This is a genomic window from Ruixingdingia sedimenti (assembly GCF_031432425.1).
GTDB classification, from domain to species: Bacteria; Pseudomonadota; Alphaproteobacteria; order Rhodobacterales; family Rhodobacteraceae; genus Ruixingdingia; species Ruixingdingia sedimenti.
Genome location: NZ_JAVKPH010000001.1, coordinates 65,716 through 85,796 on the forward strand (window position 1 = coordinate 65,716; position 20,081 = coordinate 85,796).

A 20,081-nucleotide genomic window follows, 5' to 3' on the forward strand; every position below is an offset into this window, starting at 1 on the left:
GAGGGCGGCGCCGGGGGGCCAGCCCCCCGGACCCCCCGGGATATTTATGGACAGAAAATGGGAAGGGCGTTGCGCCTGCCCGGAGGATGCGATGACTTACACCCCCGTCGCCTACGACCCCTACGATTTCGCCAACCGCCGCCATATCGGCCCCTCGCCCGCCGAGATGGAGGAGATGCTGAAAGCCGTCGGCGCACCCACGCTGGAGGCGCTGATCGACGAGACCGTGCCCGCCTCGATCCGGCAGGCGGCGGCGCTGGACTGGGCGCCGCTGGCGGAGCATGAACTGCTGGCGAAGATGCGGGACGTCGCGGCGAAGAACCGGGTGATGACCAGCCTCATCGGGCAGGGCTATCACGGCACAGTCACGCCCCCCGCGATCCAGCGCAACATCCTGGAAAACCCCGCCTGGTACACCGCCTATACCCCCTACCAGCCGGAAATCGCCCAAGGTCGGCTGGAGGCGCTGCTGAATTTCCAGACCATGGTGGCGGATCTGACCGGCCTGCCGGTGGCGAATGCGAGCCTGCTGGACGAGGCGACGGCGGCGGCCGAGGCGATGACCATGGCCGAGCGCAGCGCGAAATCGAAGGCGCGGGCGTTCTTCGTCGATGCCAACTGCCACCCCCAGACCATCGCCGTGATCCGCACGCGGGCCGAACCGCTTGGCATCGAGATCATCGAGGGCCAGCCCGAGGCGCTGGACCCCGAACGCGTCTTCGGCGCGATCTTCCAGTATCCCGGCACCCACGGCCATGTCCGCGACTTCACCGATGCCATCGCCGCGCTGCACGCGGCCAAGGCCGTGGCGGTGATGGCGACCGACCTGCTGGCGCTGACCATGCTGAAGGAACCCGGCGCCATGGGGGCCGATATCGCCATCGGGTCCAGCCAGCGGTTCGGGGTGCCGATGGGCTATGGCGGCCCGCATGCGGCCTTCATGTCCTGCCGGGACGAGATGAAACGCGCCATGCCGGGCCGGATCGTCGGCGTCTCCATCGACGCGCGCGGCAACAAGGCGTACCGGCTGGCGCTACAGACGCGCGAACAGCATATCCGGCGTGAAAAGGCGACCTCCAACGTCTGCACGGCGCAGGCGTTGCTGGCGGTGATGGCGGGCTTCTATGCCGTGTTCCACGGGCCGAAAGGGCTGCGCGCCATCGCCGAACGGGTGCATTTCAACACCGTGCGGCTGGCCGCCGCCCTGCGCGCCGCGGGGGCCGAGGTCGCGCCCGAGGCGTTCTTCGACACGATCACGGTGAAGGTGGGCGTGGGTCAGGCGGGGATTCTGGCCGCCGCCCGGCACCGGGGCATCAACCTGCGCAAGGTGGGCCGCGACCGGGTGGGGATCAGCCTCGACGAGACCACGGACGCCGATGTGATCGCCCGGGTGCTGGACGCCTTCGGCATCCACGACCCCGCGCCCGGCGGCGACACGATCGGCCTGCCAGAGGGCCTGTGGCGGCAGTCGGACTATCTGACCCATCCGGTTTTCCACATGAACCGGGCGGAATCCGAAATGATGCGCTACATGCGCCGCCTGTCGGACCGCGACCTTGCGCTCGACCGGGCGATGATCCCGCTCGGGTCCTGCACGATGAAGCTGAACGCGGCGGCAGAGATGATGCCGATCACCTGGCCCGAATTCGGCAGCCTGCATCCCTTCGCGCCCACCGATCAGGCCGCGGGCTATGCAGAGGTGGTGGCGGATCTGTCGGCCAAGCTGTGCGAGATCACGGGATACGACGCCTTTTCCATGCAGCCCAATTCCGGCGCGCAGGGCGAATATGCCGGGCTGATGACGATCCACGCCTATCACAAGGCAAGGGGGGAGGCGCAGCGCAAGGTCTGCCTGATCCCGGTTTCGGCGCATGGCACCAACCCCGCCTCCGCCCATATGGCGGGGATGGAGGTGGTGGTGGTCAAATCCGCCCCCGACGGCGACATCGACCTTGACGATTTCCGCGCCAGGGCGGCGGCGGCGGGCGACCGGCTGGCGGCCTGCATGATCACCTACCCCTCGACCCACGGCGTGTTCGAGGAAACCGTGCGCGAGGTCTGCCGCATCACCCATGACCACGGCGGGCAGGTCTATCTGGACGGCGCGAACATGAACGCGCTGGTCGGGCTGGTGAAACCCGGCGAGATCGGCGCGGATGTGAGCCACCTGAACCTGCACAAGACCTTCGCCATCCCCCACGGCGGCGGCGGGCCGGGGATGGGGCCGATCGGCGTCAGGGCGCATCTGGCGCCCCACCTGCCGGGGCACCCGGAAACCGGCGGCGACGGGACGGTCAGCGCGGCGCCCTATGGCAGCGCCTCGATCCTGCTGATTTCCTGGGCCTATTGCCTGATGATGGGCGGCGCGGGGCTGACGCAGGCGACGCGGGTGGCGATCCTGAACGCCAATTACATCGCCAGCCGCCTCAAGGGGGCCTATCCGATCCTGTTCATGGGCAACCGGGGGCGGGTGGCGCATGAATGCATCCTCGACACCCGCCCCTTCGCGGCGGCGGGGGTGACGGTGGACGACATCGCCAAGCGGCTGATCGACAACGGTTTCCACGCCCCCACCATGAGCTGGCCGGTGGCCGGCACCCTGATGGTGGAACCGACCGAGAGCGAGACCAAGGCCGAAATCGACCGCTTCGTCACCGCCATGCTGGCGATCCGCGACGAAATCGCCGCCGTGGAACGCGCAGAGATCGCGGCCGCCGACAGCCCCCTGCGCCACGCCCCCCATACGGTCGAGGATCTGGTGGCCGACTGGGACCGCGCCTATTCGCGCGAACAGGGCTGCTTCCCCCCGGCCTCGTTCCGGGTGGACAAGTACTGGCCCCCCGTGGGCCGGGTCGACAACGTTTATGGCGACCGCAACCTGGTCTGCACCTGCCCGCCGGTCGAGGTCTGGGCGCAGGCCGCGGAATGACATCCCGGGGGGCGCGGAAATTTTCGCGCCCCCCTCTGGACAGGCCCGCACGGCTCGTCTATTCCACCCCCACCCAAGGCGAATGCCTTCCCGTGCCCGGGTAGCTCAGGGGTAGAGCAGTGGATTGAAAATCCTCGTGTCGGTGGTTCGATTCCGCCCCCGGGCACCATTCATCACGACATTGCGCCCCAGGGCAGGACGATGGCGGTTGACCCCCGCGCCCATCCGGCGCATCAAGGCCCGAGGGGCGCCCCTGCCCCGCAGCCCGGATTGCCGATGCCCAGACCCTGCATGAACAAACCGGCGCTTTTCCCCGTCATGATCGGGACGCGGGCGAACAATGCCCGTGGGTTGCCGCGGCCCTGCTGAGGCCGGGCAACCCGCGACCGAGGTTCGACGCGCAACCGCCCGGCCCGCCCCATGGGCGCGCGGGCCGGCGATCAGGATTCAGGGAAAGACATGACCATCTGGGCCGAACTGGCACGGGCCGGCACCGCTGCCGGCGACGAAATCATCCTGCGCCGGCGGGATGACCGCTACGAGATCCGCTTCAACGGGATGGAGCTGATGTCGAACGCCAACCACCAGTCCGAAACGGTGCTGGCCGAACGCACGCTGCGCCTGTTGGGGCGGCCCGCGCGGCGGGTGCTGATCGGGGGGCTCGGGCTCGGCTATACGCTGCGCACAGCGCTCGATTGCCTGCCGCCGCAGGCGCGGGTGACGGTGGCGGAAATCGTGCCCGAGATCATCGCCTGGAACCGCGGCCCCATCGGCCATCTGGCGGGCCATCCCCTGCGCGATCCGCGGGTCGAGGTGCGGGCCGAGGATGTGATGGAAACGCTGGCGGCGCCCGGGGGGTATGACGTGATCCTGCTCGATACCGACAACGGGCCGGATTTCCTGTCGCGGGCGGAAAACGGCAGCCTCTATGCGCCCTGCGGGATGGACCGCGTGCGCCGCGCGCTGCGCCCCGGGGGGATCGCGGCCTTCTGGTCGGCGACCGCATCCGCCCCGTTCGAGGCGCGGCTGTCCGCCCTGCCCTGGGTCTGGCGGCGCGAGGATGTGGCGCTGATCCCCGGGCGGGCGGATGCGCTGCACCACATCTATCTGGCCAGCCCCGATGCCTTCGCGCAGACCCCGCATGCCTTCGCGCTGGCGGCAGAGGGGGTGGGCTGACCAGCCGGGGGACCATCGACATTCGCACCATGGCCGGGCCGGGCGGGATGAGGAAACGCACTGCGTTTCCCCCGCCCGTTGCGCAACGGTGCCATGAGAGACGGTGATGCCGGTGAAAATGGAAAGGCCGGCGCCTGCCCCGGCGGGCGAGTAGCGCCCGCCATGGGCGGGGCGGGCGCTGGCCGGGGGCTTTGGGCCCCCGGCCGGGGCAACGGCACCGGCAGGATGTGGCGAAGGCGCGCGCCTTCGCCAGTCATCGCGGCGGGCCGAATGCCGATCGACCTAGCCCGCCGCCGGGATGCGCACGATGGTGACGCTGCAATGCGCCTCTGCCACCACCTGGCTGGACACCGACCCCAGATAGCGCCGCGTGGCCGAATGCGCCCGCGCGCCCATCAGCACATGGTCGGCGCGGATGCGGCCCGCATGTTCGATCAGCACCGCCGCCGGGTCGGGGCCGTCCAGCACGGTGAAGGTCACGCGCCCCTCGGGCAGACCCAGTTGCGCGCCCCAGGCCTTGAGCGCCACCAGACGCGCGATGTGGATGTGGTTTCCGGCCTCGTCCGTCGCCATGTCGATGCCGATGCGGTGGGTGCGGATCACGTTCACGCAGGCGACCCGCGCGCCCGGACGCACCGCCAGCTGGTCGCGCACCGCCTGCAGGATGCGTTCGGACAGGCTTTCCATGTCCGGCGACAGGTCCACCGCCGCCATCAGCACCGGCGCGCGCGAGGCCTGCGCCGCGATCAGCGGCGGCGGCGGGGCAAAGCCGCGCAGCCGCGACATGCGCCAGCGCCGCCGCGCCACCGTCCACAGCCCGTCGCGGCGTTCCTTTCGCGCGCGATGGGTCAGTTCCACCTGATCGGGATGTTCCAGATCGAACAGCATCTGCGCCGCGGTCTGCGTCCGGTCTGCCGGATCGACCTCCAGCGCGCGCAGGATGATTTCCTGCAACCACGCCGGGATCTCGGGGTTGAGCGCGCGGGGCGGCTCCGGGTCGCGCCAGAGCCGCCGGCGCACGCCGCGCAGCCGCTCGGGCTGGCCGAAGGGCAGCCGGCCGGTCGCCAGTTGATAGAGCATCGCGCCAAGCGCGAAGATGTCAGACCGCAGGTCGTCGCGCTGGCGCAGGAACTGTTCGGGCGCGATATAGGGGTATGTCCCCATCGGGATCGCGAATTCCTCTGCCAGCAGGTCGGGCAGCTGGTCGTGCCGGGCCAGGCCGAAGTCGATGGCGACCAGTTCGCCCCCCGCGCGCGCCATCAGGTTCGCGGGCTTGAGGTCGAGGTGGATGACATGCTGGCCGTGCAGCGCATGCACCATCGCCGCCATCCGCCGGCCGAGCACCACCACATCCGCCACCGGCAGCGGCGCGGTGTCGAACAGCCCGTGCAGCGAGGCGCCGGGCAGCCGTTCCGTCACCAGATAGGGCATGCGCGCGAAATCGCCCGAGGCCACCACCCGGGGCACATGCGGCCCCGTCAGGCGCGGCAGGATCATCTGTTCGACCTCGAAGCCCACGATGGTCGGCCCGTCGTCGCCGTCGAGGATCGTCGGCACCTTCATCACCATCGGGCCGGGGTGGTCGGGGTGGGTGACCTCCCATATCGTGGCGAAACCGCCCTTGTGCAGCATCTCGCCCAAGGTGAAGCCGTCGATTTCCAACCCCGTCTGCGGTCGCACGCGCACTCACGCCACTCCTTTACCCTTTACCTGCCGGCCAGCACCCGCAGCGCCAGCGCCTCGGGCAGGCCGGCGGCACGCAGCTTGCGGGCGGTTTCGGCCGTGTCATAGGCCACCCGGCGAAAGACAAGTTCGTTCGCCGCGGTGTCGTAGAGAAGATAGCCCGCCTGCGGCACACCGTCGCGCGGCTGGCCCACCGCCCCCGCCACCGCCAGCCAGCGGCGCGAGGGCAAAAGCGGCATCGCCGCCCCGATCCGCGGCGCATGGCCATAAACCCGCCCCCGCAGGTCGCAACTGTAAAGCGCGGGCTGGTGCACATGGCCGCAGACGATCAGCCGCGCCGCGGTGACGTTGAACGAGGGCCGCGCGCGCATCTCGCCGGTGACATAGATCCAGTCGCCGGGATTGTGGGCAGAGGCATGGACGAACAGCGCATCCCCCAGTTCCGCCACCAGCGGCAGGCCGGCAAGGAAATCGCGCTGGCCGGGCGGAAGGCGCGGGCGCGTCCAGTCGATGGCGGCCCGGGCGACGGGGTTGAGGTTTTCGCCCGGATTGGCGATGGCGCTGTCGTGGTTGCCCTGCACGCAGACCGCGCCCGCCGCCACCAGATCGCGCACGCGGTCCACGCACCATTCCGGGTCCGGCCCATAGCCCACGATGTCGCCCAGACAGACGAAACGGCCGACCGACCGGGCGGCGCAATCGTCCAGCACCGCCGACAACGCCTCGCGGTTGCCGTGGATGTCGGTCAGCACAGCGATCAGCATCGCGGGGACTCCGGTGGCGATGGCCCACCGATAGCAGACCGCCCGGCGGCGGCAAAACGGTTTCCTCGGGGGCAGGCCTCCGGCAGTGTCGCCCCGGAACGTCCCGGACCGGGACAGGATGGTCCGCCCCGCCCGGGACCGCGCCCCCCCGGCGTCAGAGGACGAAATCGCTCGCCAACAGGCCGGTGACGCCGGTGACTTCGATGGCGAAATCCGCCGCCCCGTCGCCGTTCAGGTCGCCCATCACCAGCCCCTGCGCCGTGTTGAACCGCACCTGCCCCGCCACACCGGTAAAGCCAGCCGTGCCGATGAAGCTCAGCCCCGCCTGCATCGCGGACAGGTCGATCTGGTCGATGCCGGCCTCGAAGTCGCCGATCACGTCGCGTCCGCCGCCCGCCCCCGCCTCGGCGGCCAGCCGGAACACGAACAGGTCCACCCCAGCGCCGCCATAAAGAACATCCTTGCCCAGCCCGCCGACCAGACGGTCGTTACCCGCGCCGCCGTAGAGTGTATCCGCCCCGCCGCCGCCGAAGAGGGCATCATTGCCACCGTCGCCCTGCAACAGGTCGGCATGGGATCCGCCATAAAGCAGATCGCGAAGCCCGCCGCCGCGCAGCGTGTCGTTGCCGGCCTCGCCCCGCAGCAGGTCGAAGCCATGCCCGCCGAAGATCATATCCGCATCCGCCCCGCCATAGAGCACGTCATCGCCCAATCCGCCGTCCAGCGTATCCGCACCCTCGCGGCCCTCGACGTGATCGTTGCCGGCACCGGTGCTGACCAGGTCGCTCCATTCCGACCCGAACACGATATCCGCCACCGATGACCCGCCGTAGTCCGCCTGCGTCTCGAAGGCGATCAGCCGAAAATCGAAATTCAGTATCGGGGAGCCATAGGATGCGTTCCAGTCGGTGATATAGTAGTTGCCGGTGTAGATGCGGTCGGGGGTGATCTCGAACGTCCCGCTGACCTCGATGATCGGGTTTCCGAACCAGTCGTAGGTGGAGGCCGAGAAAGCATGCTCGCCGAGCGAGAACCACAGATCGCCGTAGTATTCCCCGTGATAGCCGGGTTCGAGTGTGTGGCTGAGCACGAATTCCAGCATGCCGCTGTCGTGGTTCAGAAGAAAGTAGGGGTTGTAATCAGAGACGAGCATACGACTTCTCCATGTATTATCCGGGTCGTGTTCAAATGCGTACCGGATAGTCCGCTGCCGATGCCGTCGGGTCAAGCGCGACGGGCCGGCAGGGACGAAGAAAGGAGGCCGCCATGCATGCGATGGTGCTGAACGCCACGGGCGCGCCGCTGGTCTGGACCGAACTGCCCGACCGCGCGCCCGGCCCGGGCGAGATCCGCGTGCGGGTGCTGGCCTGCGGGGTCTGCCGCACCGACCTGCATGTGGTCGACGGCGAACTGCCGCGCCCCCTGCTGCCCGTCATCCCGGGGCACGAGATCGTGGGCCGCATCGACCGGATCGGCCCCGGGGTGACGGGGCTGCGGATCGGCGAACGGGTGGGCATCCCCTGGCTGGGGCGGACCTGCGGCTGCTGCCGCTATTGCGCCGGCGGGCAGGAAAACCTGTGCGACGCGCCGCTCTTCACCGGCTTTACCCGCGACGGCGGCTATGCCACCGCAGCGATCGCGGATGCGCGCTTCGCCTTTCCCCTGGGCGAGGAAGGGGACGACGTGGCGCTGGCGCCCCTGCTTTGCGCGGGGCTGATCGGCTGGCGCTCGCTGGTGATGGCGGGCGCGGGGCGGGCGCTCGGCCTATACGGTTTCGGGGCGGCGGCGCATATCGTGGCGCAGGTGGCGCGCTGGCAGGGCCGGGCGGTGCATGCCTTCACCGCCCCCGGCGACCGCGCGGGGCAGGATTTCGCGCGCAGTCTCGGCGCCGTCTGGGCGGGCGGGTCGGACGAACCGCCGCCCGCGGCGCTGGATGCGGCGATCATCTATGCCCCGGTAGGCGCGCTGGTGCCCGCGGCGCTGCGCGCGGTGCGCAAGGGCGGGCGCGTCGTCTGCGCCGGCATCCACATGAGCGACATCCCCGCCTTCCCCTATGCCCTGCTGTGGGAGGAACGGCAGATCCTGTCGGTCGCCAACCTGACGCGGCAGGACGGGATCGACTTTCTCGGCCTCGCGCCCCGGATCGGCATCCGCACGCGGACCACCGCCTATCCCCTGCGCGACGCCAACCGCGCGCTGGACGACCTGCGCCACGGACGGTTCGAGGGCGCGGCGGTGCTGGTGCCCTGAGCCCCCGGCGCCTTTCCCCGCGCGCCCTTGCCAAGACCGGCGGGGGGTGACACAAACGCGGCGGTGGCGGCGTTCCGGTTCCGGCGTGATTCAGCGCCGCTTTTCCCTTTCCTGCATCACAGGCTTCCTATGCGCGATCCATTGTTCCGCATGGCCCTCATTCTGGGCCTTCTGTCCGCCGTCGGTCCCTTCGCGATCGACATGTACCTGCCCGCCCTGCCCCAGGTCGCGGCCGACCTTTCCACGACCGAGGCCGGGGCGGCGCTGACGCTGACCTCGTATTTCATCGTCTTCGGCGTGGCGCAGATGATCTACGGCCCGCTGGCCGATGCGATGGGGCGGCGGGTGCCGCTGCTGATCGGGCTGGCGATCTTTCTCGCCGCCACAGTGGGGGCGAGCCTCGCGCCCGACATCGACACGCTGATCGCGGCGCGCGCGTTGCAGGGCCTGGGGGCGGCGACGCTGATGGCGGTGCCGCGCGCGGTGATCCGCGACCTGGCGACCGGGCCCGAGGCCGCGCGGATGATGGCGGCGATCATGATCGTGATCTCGGTCTCGCCCATGCTGGCGCCGCTGACCGGCTCGCTGGTGCTGGCCTGGGGCGGCTGGCGCGAGATCTTCGCGGTGCTGGCCGTGGCCGCGCTGGCGAGCCTCTGCCTCGTGCTCTTCGCCCTGCCCGAGACGCTGGCCCCCGGCCTGCGCCAGCCGATCCGCCTGCGGGTGATGGCGGCGGGGGCGCGGCGGCTGCTGACGGACCGCCGCTTCATGGGGCTGACGATGATCGGCGGCTTCGGCATGGCGAGCTTCTTCGTGTTCCTCGCCACGGCGAGCTTCGTCTATACCCGCCAGTACGGGCTCAGCCCCACCGGCTTCTCGCTCGCCTTCGCGGTCAATGCGATCGGTTTCTTCACCGCCTCGCAGTTCGCGGCGCGGCTGGCGCTGCGGTTCGGCATGGAACGGGTGATCGCCCTGGCCATCACCGGCTTTGCCGGGATCGCCGTGGCGCTGGCGGTGCTGGTGGTGGCGGGGCTCGACGCGCTGGCGCTGGTGATGGCAGGGCTGTTTCTGGCCAATGCCTGCCTGGGGCTGGTGCTGCCCACGGCGATGGTGATGTCGCTCGACCCGCATCCCGACATCGCGGGGCTGGCCTCGTCGCTCGGCGGGACGATCCAGATGCTGACCGGGGGCGCGATGATCGCGCTGACGGGGCCGTTCCTGGACAATACCGCGGCGACGATGGTTCCCGCCATCGCCCTTTGCGCGCTGCTGGCCTGGGTGGCGGCGGCGGCCTCGCTGCCCCGGCTGCGGGTGCTGATGCGCTGACCCGGGCGGCGGTGCGGGTGGATAGCGCGGTGCCGGGGGCCAGCCCCGCGCCGGCTGGTTCTCGAACCAGTGGCGCACCAGCCGGCGCCCCCGGAGTATTTTTGGCAAGATGAAGCCGCACGCCGTTTCCGCCGGGGCGCGCCCTGCCTCTTCAGGCTGGACCTCAATATCCCCGCCGGAGGCTCCCGCCCTGTCCGTTCGCCGCACCGCCGGTCGGGAAGCCACATGCCCGCGACAGGGGACCCGGGACGCAAGTCCCGGGCGCGGCGGGCGAAATCCGGCCCCGGGGGCGGATCGGGGCGATTTATTGTTGATGATTTTTATCAAGATTGCTATGGGGAAGCCGTTGCACGACGCGAGCGATCCCATGGACCAGACCGAGCTTACCGAACAGACCCGATCCGCAGGCGCGGCCCAGCCCCCCGGGGGCGGGCAACTGCCCGCGGGCACGGGGGAAACGGCCCCGGCGCCGGTACTGGCGACAGAGGCGCCGCAAGCCCCCACCCCGGCGGCCGGGGGTGATTCCCTGCCGCAGATGCCGGCCCCCGCGGCTGTGGACGAGGCGCCCGCCGCGGATGCGCCGGTGACGGCGCAGGCGCAGACCGGCGACGCGGCCCCGCCCCCGGCGGCGGATGGCGCGGCGGCCCCGGTTACGGCGGCCCCGGGGGCCGATACGGTGCAGGACGCGGGGGGCGCGGCCGCGCAGGGCATCGCCCCGGGCGGGGGGGCGGAGGGCGCGGTGCAGGACGCCGCCGCCGCCGCGGCGCAGGACGGCGCCCCGGGCGGGCTGCCGACGATGGATGGCCTGCCCGCCGACGCGGGCGCGGCCGAGACGCTGCGCCACGCCGCCGACCGTCTGGTGGATTTCCTCAACATCGGCGGGCCGCTGTTGTGGACGCTGGCGGTGCTGTCCGTCATCACCATTGCGGTGATCCTGTGGAAGGTCATGCGCCTTGCCTCGCTCGGCGCATGGTCGGGCGGGCGGCGCACGGCGGCGGCAATCGCGCTGTGGGATCAGGGCCGGCTGGACGAGGCCATCGCGAGCCTCGCCAACCGCCGCTCGATCCGCGCGCAGCTGGCCCGCGCGGCGATGCAGGCCGCCGCCAACCCCGCCTTCGACCGCGACAGCGCCGAGGCAGAGACCGACCGCGTGGCGCGCGGGCTGCTGGCGCAGGCGCGGTCGGGCCTGCGGGCGCTGGAACTTGCGGTGTCCATCGGGCCGCTGATCGGGCTGATGGGGACGGTGACGGGCATGATCGCCTCGTTCCACGCGTTGCAGGCGGCGGGCAGCCGCGCCGATCCCGCCACCCTTGCCGGCGGCATCTGGGAGGCGCTTTTGACCACCGCCGCGGGCATGGGCGTGGCCATCCCGGCCTCGATCGCCGTGGTCTGGTTCGACAGCATCGTGGACCGGCTGCGCCACGACATGGAGGACAACGCCATCCGCATCCTGCATGGCGGCAAGGCCGCCCCCCTGTTCCGGGAGGGGCGCGAGATCCTGCGCAAGGAGGACGCCGCATGATGTCCTTCGGCGAGGCGCGCAGAAGACGCCGGTTGAACCTCATCCCGATGATCGACGTGGTGTTCATCCTGCTGGTGTTCTTCATGATGTCCTCGCGCCTCACCGCCGAACGCACCCTGCCGCTGAGCTTCGGCGGCACCGGGGGCAGCTATTCGGGCCCGCCCCGGCTGGTGGAACTGACCGGCGCCGGCGTCACGCTGAACGGCCGGCCGGTGCCGCGGGACATGCTGGCCGCCGAACTGTCGCCGCTGATGGAAAAGGCCGACGACGCCGTGATCCTGCGCCCGCGCGAAGGGGCGGATGTGCAGGCGCTGTTCGCGGTGATGGATACGCTGACGGCCGCGGGCATGTCCCGCCTGATCCTGATGGAGTAGGCGATGCGCCGCCGTTTTTCGGACCCCCCGCGCGAACGCAACGATGTGGCGGATTACCTGCTGCCGCTGATCGACGTGGTGTTCTTCCTGCTGGTGTTCTTCATGGTGGCGACGCGGCTGATGGCCCCGCCGCCGTTCAAGGTAGACCCGGCGGTGTCCGAGGCGCAGGACGAACTGTTCGGCGATTTCACCCTTTACGTCGATGCGCAGGGGCAGTTCGGCTATCGCGATGCGATGGGCCCCGAGGCGCTGGCGGTGCTGGCCGGCGCGCGGGTGGAATATTGCATGGATGCGGATTGCGAGGGCGATCCGCCGCGGCTTGCCGTCAAGGCCGACCACGCGCTGCCCGCAACGCAACTGGCCGCGCTGCTGCCGGGCCTGGGCCAGGCGGGGTTCCGCCGGGTCGAACTCGTCGCCCTACCGATATCCGCGCAAGGAGGCACGCCATGAACTCGCGCATTCAGGCAGGCATCGCCGTCACGCTGGCCGTGGGCCTGCATGTCGGCGTGTTCCTGATCCCGACAGAGCCCGCGGGGGCGGTTTCGGCCGGGTCGGGCGGGACGGAACTGGTGTCGATCGAGGCCGCCGACGAGGTTCTGGCCGACATGGTGGAGGAATGGGAACAGACCCCCGACCCCATCGAGGAAACGGCGGAAATGGACACGCCGCCCGAGCCTGTCGAGGTGCCGCCGCCGGAACTGGCGGAAATCCCGCCGCCCGAGGTGCCGCCGATGCCGGAACTGGCGCAACTGGCCCCGCCCGCGGACGTGACCCCGCCGCCGCCCCCGCCGCCGGAGCCGCCGAAACCGGAGCCGGAACCCGAACCGCCGAAGCCGGAACCCAGGCCCGAGCCGAAACCGAAGCCCAAGGCGCAGAAGGAAAAACCGAAACAGCAGGTCGCCAAACCCGAACGGCGCGAAAACCGCCCGCCTTCGCCCGGCCGTCAGGCTCAGGTGGCCGCCGGCACGGGCGGGGGGGCGAATGCGGGCGATGGCGGCGCCGCCGCGGCCGCCACGCGCACCAAGGGCGCAGCCGAGTTGCGCAACGGTTGGGGCGCGCAGATCCGCGCCCGGATCGAACGCAAGCTGCGCCGGGAAAGCCGCACCGGCAGGGTCACGCTCAACCTGACCGTCGCCAGCAACGGCGCGCTGATCGCGGCCTCGCTCGCGGGGTCCTCGGGCGATCCGCGGATCGACAACATGGTGCTGAACGCCGCGCGCAGCGCCACCTATCCCGCCGCACCCAAGGGACTGGGCGAGGCGCGGGCCAGCTTCACCGTGGCGATCAACATCAAACGCTGACGCCCCGCCGTCGGCCCCGCCCGCCCCTGCCGAACCCGGGGGCGGGTTTCCTGCAACCCGCCCGTGCCTGACCGGGGCCGCCGCCGCCACCCTGCCGAGAAGGACAAGACCATGACCGCCGACCCCGCCCAGATCTGGCCCGAGGATTTCGCCCGCCGCTACCGCGACCGCGGCTGGTGGAAGGGGGAAACCTTCGGGCAGATGCTCGACCGGCTGGCGGCGGCGCATGGCCCCCGCCCGGCGCTGGTGGCGGGCGAGGTGCGGCTGACCTATGCCGGACTGGCCGATGCCGCCCGGCGCATCGCCACCGGGTTCCGCGCGCTCGGCCTGAACCCCGGCGACAGGGTATTGGTGCAGATGCCCAACCGGGCGGAATTCCTGACCGGCGTTCTTGGCCTTTTCTATGCCGGGCTGGTGCCGGTCTATGCCCTGCCCGCGCATCGGGAAACCGAGGTGCTGCATCTGGCCGCGAAATCCGGCGCGCGGGCCTATCTGGCCGCCGACCGGCACGAGGGGTTCGACTATCGCCCGCTGGCGGCCAGGGTGCTGGCCCTGCCGGGCGTCGCCCATGCCGTGATCGCGGGCGAGGGCGCCGGGGGGCTGACGCCCTTTGCCACGCTGGCCGATGCCGCCCCCATGGCCGCGCCGGAACCGCGCGACCCGGGCGGGGTGGCGTTCCTGCAGATCTCGGGCGGGTCCACCGGCCTGCCCAAGCTGATCCCCCGCACGCATGACGACTACATCTACAGCTTCGCCGCATCCGCCGGCATCTGCGGCCTGACGCCCGACAGCGTGATGCTGATCGCCCTTCCGGCGGCCCACAACTTCCCCATGTCCTCGCCCGGGTTCTTCGGCGCGCTGTCGGCCGGGGCCTGCGTGGTGCTGGCCCCGAACCCCACGCCCGACACCTGTTTCCGCCTGATCGAGGCCGAACGGGTCACGATCACCGGCCTCGTGCCCCCGCTGGCGCTGCTGTGGCTACAGGCCGCGCCGCGCGGCAAATACGACCTGTCCAGCCTTCAGGTGTTGCAGGTCGGCGGCGCGAAGTTCATGGCAGAGGCGGCGGCGCGGGTCCGCCCGGTGCTGGGATGCACGTTGCAACAGGTGTTCGGCATGGCCGAGGGGCTGGTGAACTACACCCGCCTCGACGACCCCGAGGACATCATCGTGAACACCCAAGGCCGCCCGATCAGCCCCGATGACGAGGTGCTGGTGCTGGACGACGACGGCAATCCGGTGGCGGAAGGCGCGCCGGGCAACCTTTATGCCCGCGGCCCCTACACGATCCGCGCCTATCACGACGAACCCGCCGCCAACGCGCGGTCCTTCACGCCCGACGGGTTCTACCGCACCGGCGACATCGTGCGCCGCCTGCCGGGGGGCTATCTGGAGGTGCGGGGCCGCGCGGGCGACCATATCAACCGCGCGGGCGAAAAGATCTCGGCGGAGGAGGTCGAGGACCATATCCTCGCCCATCCCGATGTGTTCGACGCGGCGGTGGTGGCCCTGCCCGACCCCGTCCTGGGGGAACGCAGCTGCGCCTTCGTCGTCCCCCGCGCAGGCGCCGACCCCACCGCCCCCGCGATCAAGGCCTTCGTCCGCGCGCGGGGGATCGCCGAGTTCAAGGTCCCCGACCGGGTGATCTTCGTCCCCGATTTCGAAACCACCGCCGTCGGCAAGATCAGCCGCAAGGCCTTGCGCGCCGCGCTTCGCGACCGCTACACCGCGCCGGAACCCGGGCAGAAGGAACCGCAGGCATGACCCTGACGCTGGACGACATGCGCGCCGATCTGGCCGCCGCGCTGGACCTGCCCCCCGAGGCCATCGGGATGGAGGAGAACGTCTACGACCTCGGGCTCGATTCCATGCGGCTGATGGACCTGATGCTGCGGTGGGAAGCCGCCGGGGTCGCGATCGACTATGGCGTGCTGTCCGAACGGCTGACGCTGGCCGCATGGTGGGCAGAGGCCGAACGGCTGCAATCGGGGGCTTGAGGGCAGGACATGGACAGAACCCGCCCCCTGATGGAGGCGCAGGAGGGGCTCTGGTACGTCCAGGCGCTGGACCCGGCGAACCCGATCCTGAACACCGGGCAATATGTGGAACTGCGCGGGCCGCTGGATGTGGCGCGGTTTCAGGCGGCCTTCGACGCCGCCGTGGCGCAGACCCCGGCGCTGTCGCTGCGGTTCGGGCGGCGCGACGGGCGGCCCGTCCAGTGGCTGGCCGCGCCCCCGGTGCTGGCCCATGCCGACCTGTCCGCCCTGCCCGACCCGGCGGCAGAGGCGCGGGCGCGGATGGCCGCCGACAGCGCCCGCGCGCGGGATCTGGCGGATGATCCGCTGGCGGGGTTCACGCTCTACCGTCTCGGCCCCGATCACTGGTACTGGTACCAGCGCATCCACCATCTGGCGACGGACGGCTATGCCTTCGTCATGTTCACCAACCGGGTGGGCGAGCTTTACACCGCCGCCGCCAACGGCACCCCCGAACCGCCGCCCTTCGCCCCGCTGGAAGCCGCGTTCGAGGAAGACGCCGCCTGGCGCGACAACCCGAAACGGGCCGAGGACCGCGCCTTCTGGCTGGCGGAACTGAAGGATCTGGGCGGCGTCGCGGGCCCCGGCCCGGCAGGCGCGCGGGCGCTGAGCGGGCATGGCTACCACCGCCACCGGATCGACCTGCCCGCCGCGCTGATGGCGCGCCTGACCGCCCGCGCCGGCGCCGCCCGCACGCCCTGGCCAGAGGTGCTGACGCTGCTGTCCGCCGCCTATCTGTCGCGCGTGTCGGGCGAAGGCGCGCGGGTCACGGGCCTGCCCTATATGGCGCGGCTCGGCACCAAGGCCGCGCGCGTGCCCTGCATGTGGATGAACGTCCTGCCCTTCCGGTGGGAGGCCGACGAGGACATGGCGCTGAACACCCTCTTCGCCGAGGGTGCGGCGCGGTTGCAACGCCTGCGCCGCCACGGGCGCTACCGGTCCGAACAGATGCGCCGCGACCTGCGCCGGACGGGCATCGACGAGCGGCTTTATGGCCCGCTGGTCAACATCCAGCCCTTCGACGTGGCGCCGCGATTCGCGGGGATGGACACGCGGCTGCACATCCTGTCCGCAGGCGCGGTGGATGACCTGACGGTGACGTTCCGGGGCGATGCCCGCAGCGAACTGGCGCTGGAGGTGGACACGAACCCCGGCCTTTACACGGCGGCGGAAACGCAGGCCCATGCCGAACGGCTGGCGGCGTTTCTGGAAGCGGCACTTGCGGCGGACCGGCTGGCCGATGTGCCCACCGTCACCCCCGCCGAACACCACTGGCTGGTCGAGGGCGTGAACGCCACCGCCCATCCCCTGCCCGACACCACGCTGGATGCGCTGATCGCGGCGCAGATGCGCGCCACGCCGGATGCGGCGGCGGTGGTCTTTGGCGACACCACGCTCAGCTATGCCGAACTCGACCGCCGCACCGCCGCCCTTGCCGCCGCGCTGCGGGCGCGCGGGGCGGGGCCGGGGCGGATCGTGGCGGTGGCCCTGCCCCGGTCGGAACATCTGGCGGTGGCGCTGGTCGCCACGCTGCGCGCGGGCGCGGCCTTCGTGCCGCTCGACCCCGAAAACCCGCCCGCGCGGCTCGCCACGCTGTTGGCGCGGACGGAGGCCGTGGTGCTGCTGGCCGAGGCCGGACTGAACGCGGGCGGCATGGCGCCCTTCGCGCCCGCCGACTGGCCCGTGGCCGGAGAGGCGCCCGAACCCGCCGCCACGCCCGGCGATCTGGCCTATGTGCTGTTCACCTCGGGGTCGACCGGCGAGCCCAAGGGCGTGATGATCGAACACCGCGCCATCGTGAACCGCCTGCTGTGGATGCGCGACCATTACGGTTTCGGCCCCGCCGACCGGATCCTGCAAAAGACACCGACCACCTTCGACGTGTCGGTATGGGAACTGTTCCTGCCGTACCTCAGCGGCGCCACGCTGGTCTTTGCCGCCCCCGGCGCGCATCGCGACCCGGCGGCGATCGCGCGGGCGATCCGGGGCCATGGCATCACCGCGCTGCATTTCGTGCCCTCGATGCTGTCGGCCTTCCTTGCCGCGCCCGCGTCCGAAGGCATCGCGGTGCCGCGCGTCTTCGCCTCGGGCGAGGAACTGACGCCCGACCACCGCCGCCATTTCCACGCCCGCATCCAAGGGGCGCTGCACAACCTCTATGGCCCGACAGAGGCCGCGGTGGACGTGTCGTGGTGGGAGGCGGGCGTGGGCGACACCTCCGCCCCCCTGCCCATCGGCTGGCCGGTCTGGAACACCGCGCTGCTGGTGCTGGACGCGCGCATGCGGCCGGTGCCGCCGGGGGTGCCGGGCGAACTGTACCTCGGCGGTGTGCAGCTGGCGCGCGGCTATCTGGGCCGCGACGACCTGACCGCCGCCGCCTTCCGCCCCGACCCGTTCCACCCGGGCGCGCGGCTCTACGCCACCGGCGATCTGGCGCTGCGGCGGGCGGACGGGGCGGTGGTCTATCTCGGGCGCGCCGACCATCAGGTCAAGATCCGCGGCATGCGCGTGGAACTGGGCGAGATCGAGGCCGAAGTCCGCGCCACCGGCCTTGTGGCCGAAGCCGTGGTGCTGGCGCGCGCGGATGCGGGCGGGCCGAAGCGGCTGGTGGCCTATGTCGTGCCCGCCGACCGGGGGTTCAGCGAGCCCGCGCTGACGGCGGCGCTGGCGTTGCGGCTGCCGGCGCATATGCTGCCCGCCGCCACCGTCGCCCTGCCCGCGCTGCCCGTCACCGCGAACGGCAAGCTCGACCGCCGCGCGCTGCCCGCGCCGCTGCTGGCCGCGCCCGCCGGCACGCCTCCCCGCGGCCCGGTCGAGGAACGCATCGCTGCGCTTTACGCCGAGGTGCTGCACCTGACCGATCCCCCCCCGCGCGAGGCGGATTTCTTCGCGCTCGGCGGCGACAGCCTGTCGGCGCTGACCCTTGCCCTGCGGCTGGAAGAGGTGTTTTCCCGCGCCCCCGGCCTTGGACAGATCTTCGAGACGCCGGGCATCGCCGCCCTTGCCCGCGCGATGGAGGCGGCGGAAGAGGCGCGGTCGGGCCTTTCCCCCCTGCTGGCGCTGCGGCAGGGCGAGGGGCCGCCGCTGGTGCTGATCCATCCCGCCGGGGGGCTCGGCTGGTGTTATCGCCGCCTTGCCCGCGCGCTGGAAAGCCGCCCGGTCTGGGCGCTGCAATCGCCGCTGATGGAGGGCGGCACGATCCCCGCCACGCTGGCCGCGCTGGCCGCCGATTACGCCGCCCGCATCGCGGCGCTGGCGCCCGAGGGGCCGGTGCATCTGGCGGGCTGGTCGCTTGGCGGGATCCTTGCGCAGGACATCGCGGTGGAACTGGCCAAGGCGGGCCGCCCCGCAGGGGTGGTGGCGCTGATCGACGCCTATCCGGCCGAATGCTGGCGGGCCGAACCCGAACCCGACGCCGCCGCCGCCCTGCGCGCGCTGCTGGCCATCGCGGGCCACGACCCCGACGCGCACCCGGATCTCGACAGCCGGGCCAAGGTGGTGGCCTTCCTCGGCCAGCACCGCACGCCGCTCGGCAGTCTGCCGGAACCCGTGCTGGATGCGGTGGTGCGGCTGGTGACGGGCACCAACCGGATGATGCGCAGCCATCACCACCGGCATCTGGCCGGAACGCTGTTCCACATCCGCGCCGGGCGCGACCATGCCGGGCGCGACCTGACGGCGGCGCGGTGGGCGCCACATGCCGATGCGGTCGAGGGGATGGAGTTGCCCCTGAAGCACGCCGAGATGCTGGGCGAGGCTGCGGTGGCCGCCATCGCCCCGGCGCTGGAGGCGCGGATGCGGGCGGCGGATCAGGCCGCCGCCAGCGCCAGCGCGGCGGGGATGGATGCCGGCAGTGCGGCGATGTGAACCGCGCCGGGATAGACCTCCGTCGCCGCCGCGACGCCGGGCTTGGCCGCCACCGCGGCAAAGACCGCCATCGTGACGGGCGAGGGGCCATCGGGCGGCGGCCCCGCGCTGCCCGTGCGCTTTTCGCTGTCGCCCATCGCCATGTAGAACCGCGTGGAGTGCCGGTCGAACCGCGCCTGCGCCACCAGCGCCTCCACCAGCGGCGTGTCCCACCAGACCGAGGGGCTGATGACCGCATGGCGCGCAAAGGCGCCGGGCCGCGTGCAGGCGGCGTAAAGCGAACAGAGCCCGCCGAAGGAATGCCCCCACAGCGCCCGCCGCGTCCCGTCCACCGCCAGCCCTGCCTCGGCCGCCGCCCGGATCGGGCCGGTCAGGCGGGCGACGAACACCTCTGCCCCGCCTGCCAGCCGTTCGGGGTGGTGGGGGTCGGGGCGCAGGGGGGCGCCGGGCGCGGCGGGGGGGCTGTAGTCGCGGATGCGCTGGCTGCGGGCGAACTGCTTTTCGGTGTCATAGCCGATGCCCGCGACGATCAGCCCCGGCACCCCTTCCAGCATCGCGGGCGTCAGGAAATCGAAGGCCGCGTTGCCGTCGAGCATGTAGAGGATCGGCCAGCCCCCCGGCGGCGGGGCCGCGCGCGGCACGGCGAGGAACAGCCGATAGGCCGGGGCCTCGGCGTCATCGGGGCCGCATTGGCCGCGGTCCAGCACGCGGGTGGCGATGGCATGGGTTGCGGGCGGCGCATCCAGCAGGGCGAAGGTGCTGTCGCGCCCGGCGTGCGGCGGCAGGGGGGAAGTCGTGGTCATCGGTCGGAACGGCCTGCGGCATTGCGGCGGAACAATTTTCCGTTGAATAGTTGACA

15 protein-coding genes and 1 tRNA gene are annotated in these 20,081 nt (G+C 71.5%); 12 read left to right on the forward strand and 4 right to left on the reverse strand.

The features are described 5' to 3' along the window. Positions 1–91 precede the first annotated feature (91 nt). From gcvP to RGD00_RS00405, 3 genes are all read left to right on the forward strand, one after another. Positions 92–2,929: an aminomethyl-transferring glycine dehydrogenase gene (gene gcvP, locus RGD00_RS00395; RefSeq protein WP_310455085.1), complete on the forward strand. Its 2,838-nt coding sequence runs from the start codon at positions 92–94 to the stop codon at positions 2,927–2,929. A 94-nt stretch (positions 2,930–3,023) separates the two neighbouring features. Then, positions 3,024–3,098, forward strand: a tRNA-Phe gene (locus RGD00_RS00400). Between the two features lie 290 nt (positions 3,099–3,388). Next, the gene (locus RGD00_RS00405) at positions 3,389–4,105 is read left to right on the forward strand and encodes a spermidine synthase (RefSeq protein WP_310455086.1); all 717 of its coding nucleotides are present in this window, start codon (positions 3,389–3,391) and stop codon (positions 4,103–4,105) included. A 282-nt stretch (positions 4,106–4,387) separates the two neighbouring features. Here the strand turns inward: RGD00_RS00405 and RGD00_RS00410 are convergent, their stop codons facing one another. The 3 genes from RGD00_RS00410 to RGD00_RS00420 all read right to left on the reverse strand — a co-directional run bounded on the left by RGD00_RS00410 (position 4,388) and on the right by RGD00_RS00420 (position 7,705). Next, entirely contained in the window at positions 4,388–5,791 is a 1,404-nt protein-coding gene (locus tag RGD00_RS00410) for a serine/threonine protein kinase (protein WP_310455087.1), read from the reverse strand. Between the two features lie 20 nt (positions 5,792–5,811). Continuing rightward, entirely contained in the window at positions 5,812–6,552 is a 741-nt protein-coding gene (locus RGD00_RS00415) for a metallophosphoesterase family protein (RefSeq protein WP_310455089.1), read from the reverse strand. Positions 6,553–6,706: 154 nt separating this feature from the next. Continuing rightward, positions 6,707–7,705, reverse strand: a complete 999-nt coding sequence (locus RGD00_RS00420; RefSeq protein WP_310455090.1) for a calcium-binding protein — start codon at positions 7,703–7,705, stop codon at positions 6,707–6,709. A 113-nt stretch (positions 7,706–7,818) separates the two neighbouring features. On the opposite strand from RGD00_RS00420, the gene RGD00_RS00425 reads away from it, so the two are divergent. The 9 genes from RGD00_RS00425 to RGD00_RS00465 all read left to right on the forward strand — a co-directional run bounded on the left by RGD00_RS00425 (position 7,819) and on the right by RGD00_RS00465 (position 19,222). Then, positions 7,819–8,802, forward strand: a complete 984-nt coding sequence (locus tag RGD00_RS00425; protein ID WP_310455091.1) for a zinc-dependent alcohol dehydrogenase family protein — start codon at positions 7,819–7,821, stop codon at positions 8,800–8,802. Positions 8,803–8,931: 129 nt separating this feature from the next. Beyond that, positions 8,932–10,125, forward strand: coding sequence for a multidrug effflux MFS transporter (locus RGD00_RS00430; protein ID WP_310455092.1), 1,194 nt, complete (start codon positions 8,932–8,934; stop codon positions 10,123–10,125). A 346-nt stretch (positions 10,126–10,471) separates the two neighbouring features. Further along, the gene (locus RGD00_RS00435; protein ID WP_310455093.1) at positions 10,472–11,647 is read left to right on the forward strand and encodes a MotA/TolQ/ExbB proton channel family protein; all 1,176 of its coding nucleotides are present in this window, start codon (positions 10,472–10,474) and stop codon (positions 11,645–11,647) included. Further along, positions 11,644–12,021: an ExbD/TolR family protein gene (locus tag RGD00_RS00440; protein ID WP_310455094.1), complete on the forward strand. Its 378-nt coding sequence runs from the start codon at positions 11,644–11,646 to the stop codon at positions 12,019–12,021. Before RGD00_RS00435 ends, RGD00_RS00440 begins: the two co-directional genes overlap by 4 nt. 3 nt (positions 12,022–12,024) lie before the next feature. After that, on the forward strand, positions 12,025–12,471 hold the full coding sequence (locus tag RGD00_RS00445; RefSeq protein ID WP_310455095.1) for an ExbD/TolR family protein: 447 nt from the start codon (positions 12,025–12,027) through the stop codon (positions 12,469–12,471). Beyond that, positions 12,468–13,322, forward strand: coding sequence for a TonB family protein (locus RGD00_RS00450; RefSeq protein ID WP_310455096.1), 855 nt, complete (start codon positions 12,468–12,470; stop codon positions 13,320–13,322). The genes RGD00_RS00445 and RGD00_RS00450 overlap by 4 nt, the downstream gene beginning before the upstream one ends. Before the next feature lie 111 nt (positions 13,323–13,433). Next, positions 13,434–15,083, forward strand: coding sequence for a (2,3-dihydroxybenzoyl)adenylate synthase (locus RGD00_RS00455; RefSeq protein WP_310455098.1), 1,650 nt, complete (start codon positions 13,434–13,436; stop codon positions 15,081–15,083). Beyond that, positions 15,080–15,316 carry a phosphopantetheine-binding protein gene (locus RGD00_RS00460; RefSeq protein ID WP_310455099.1) on the forward strand — a complete coding sequence of 79 codons (237 nt, stop codon included), beginning with the start codon at positions 15,080–15,082 and terminating at the stop codon, positions 15,314–15,316. Before RGD00_RS00455 ends, RGD00_RS00460 begins: the two co-directional genes overlap by 4 nt. A 9-nt stretch (positions 15,317–15,325) precedes the next feature. Continuing rightward, entirely contained in the window at positions 15,326–19,222 is a 3,897-nt protein-coding gene (locus tag RGD00_RS00465) for an amino acid adenylation domain-containing protein (protein WP_310455100.1), read from the forward strand. On the opposite strand, the gene RGD00_RS00470 is transcribed toward RGD00_RS00465, so the two are convergent. Further along, positions 19,165–20,025 (reverse strand): alpha/beta hydrolase, encoded by an 861-nt coding sequence (locus tag RGD00_RS00470; RefSeq protein WP_310455101.1) that lies wholly within the window; start codon positions 20,023–20,025, stop codon positions 19,165–19,167. The two genes, RGD00_RS00465 and RGD00_RS00470, sit on opposite strands and share 58 nt — an antisense overlap. Positions 20,026–20,081: the final 56 nt, after the last annotated feature.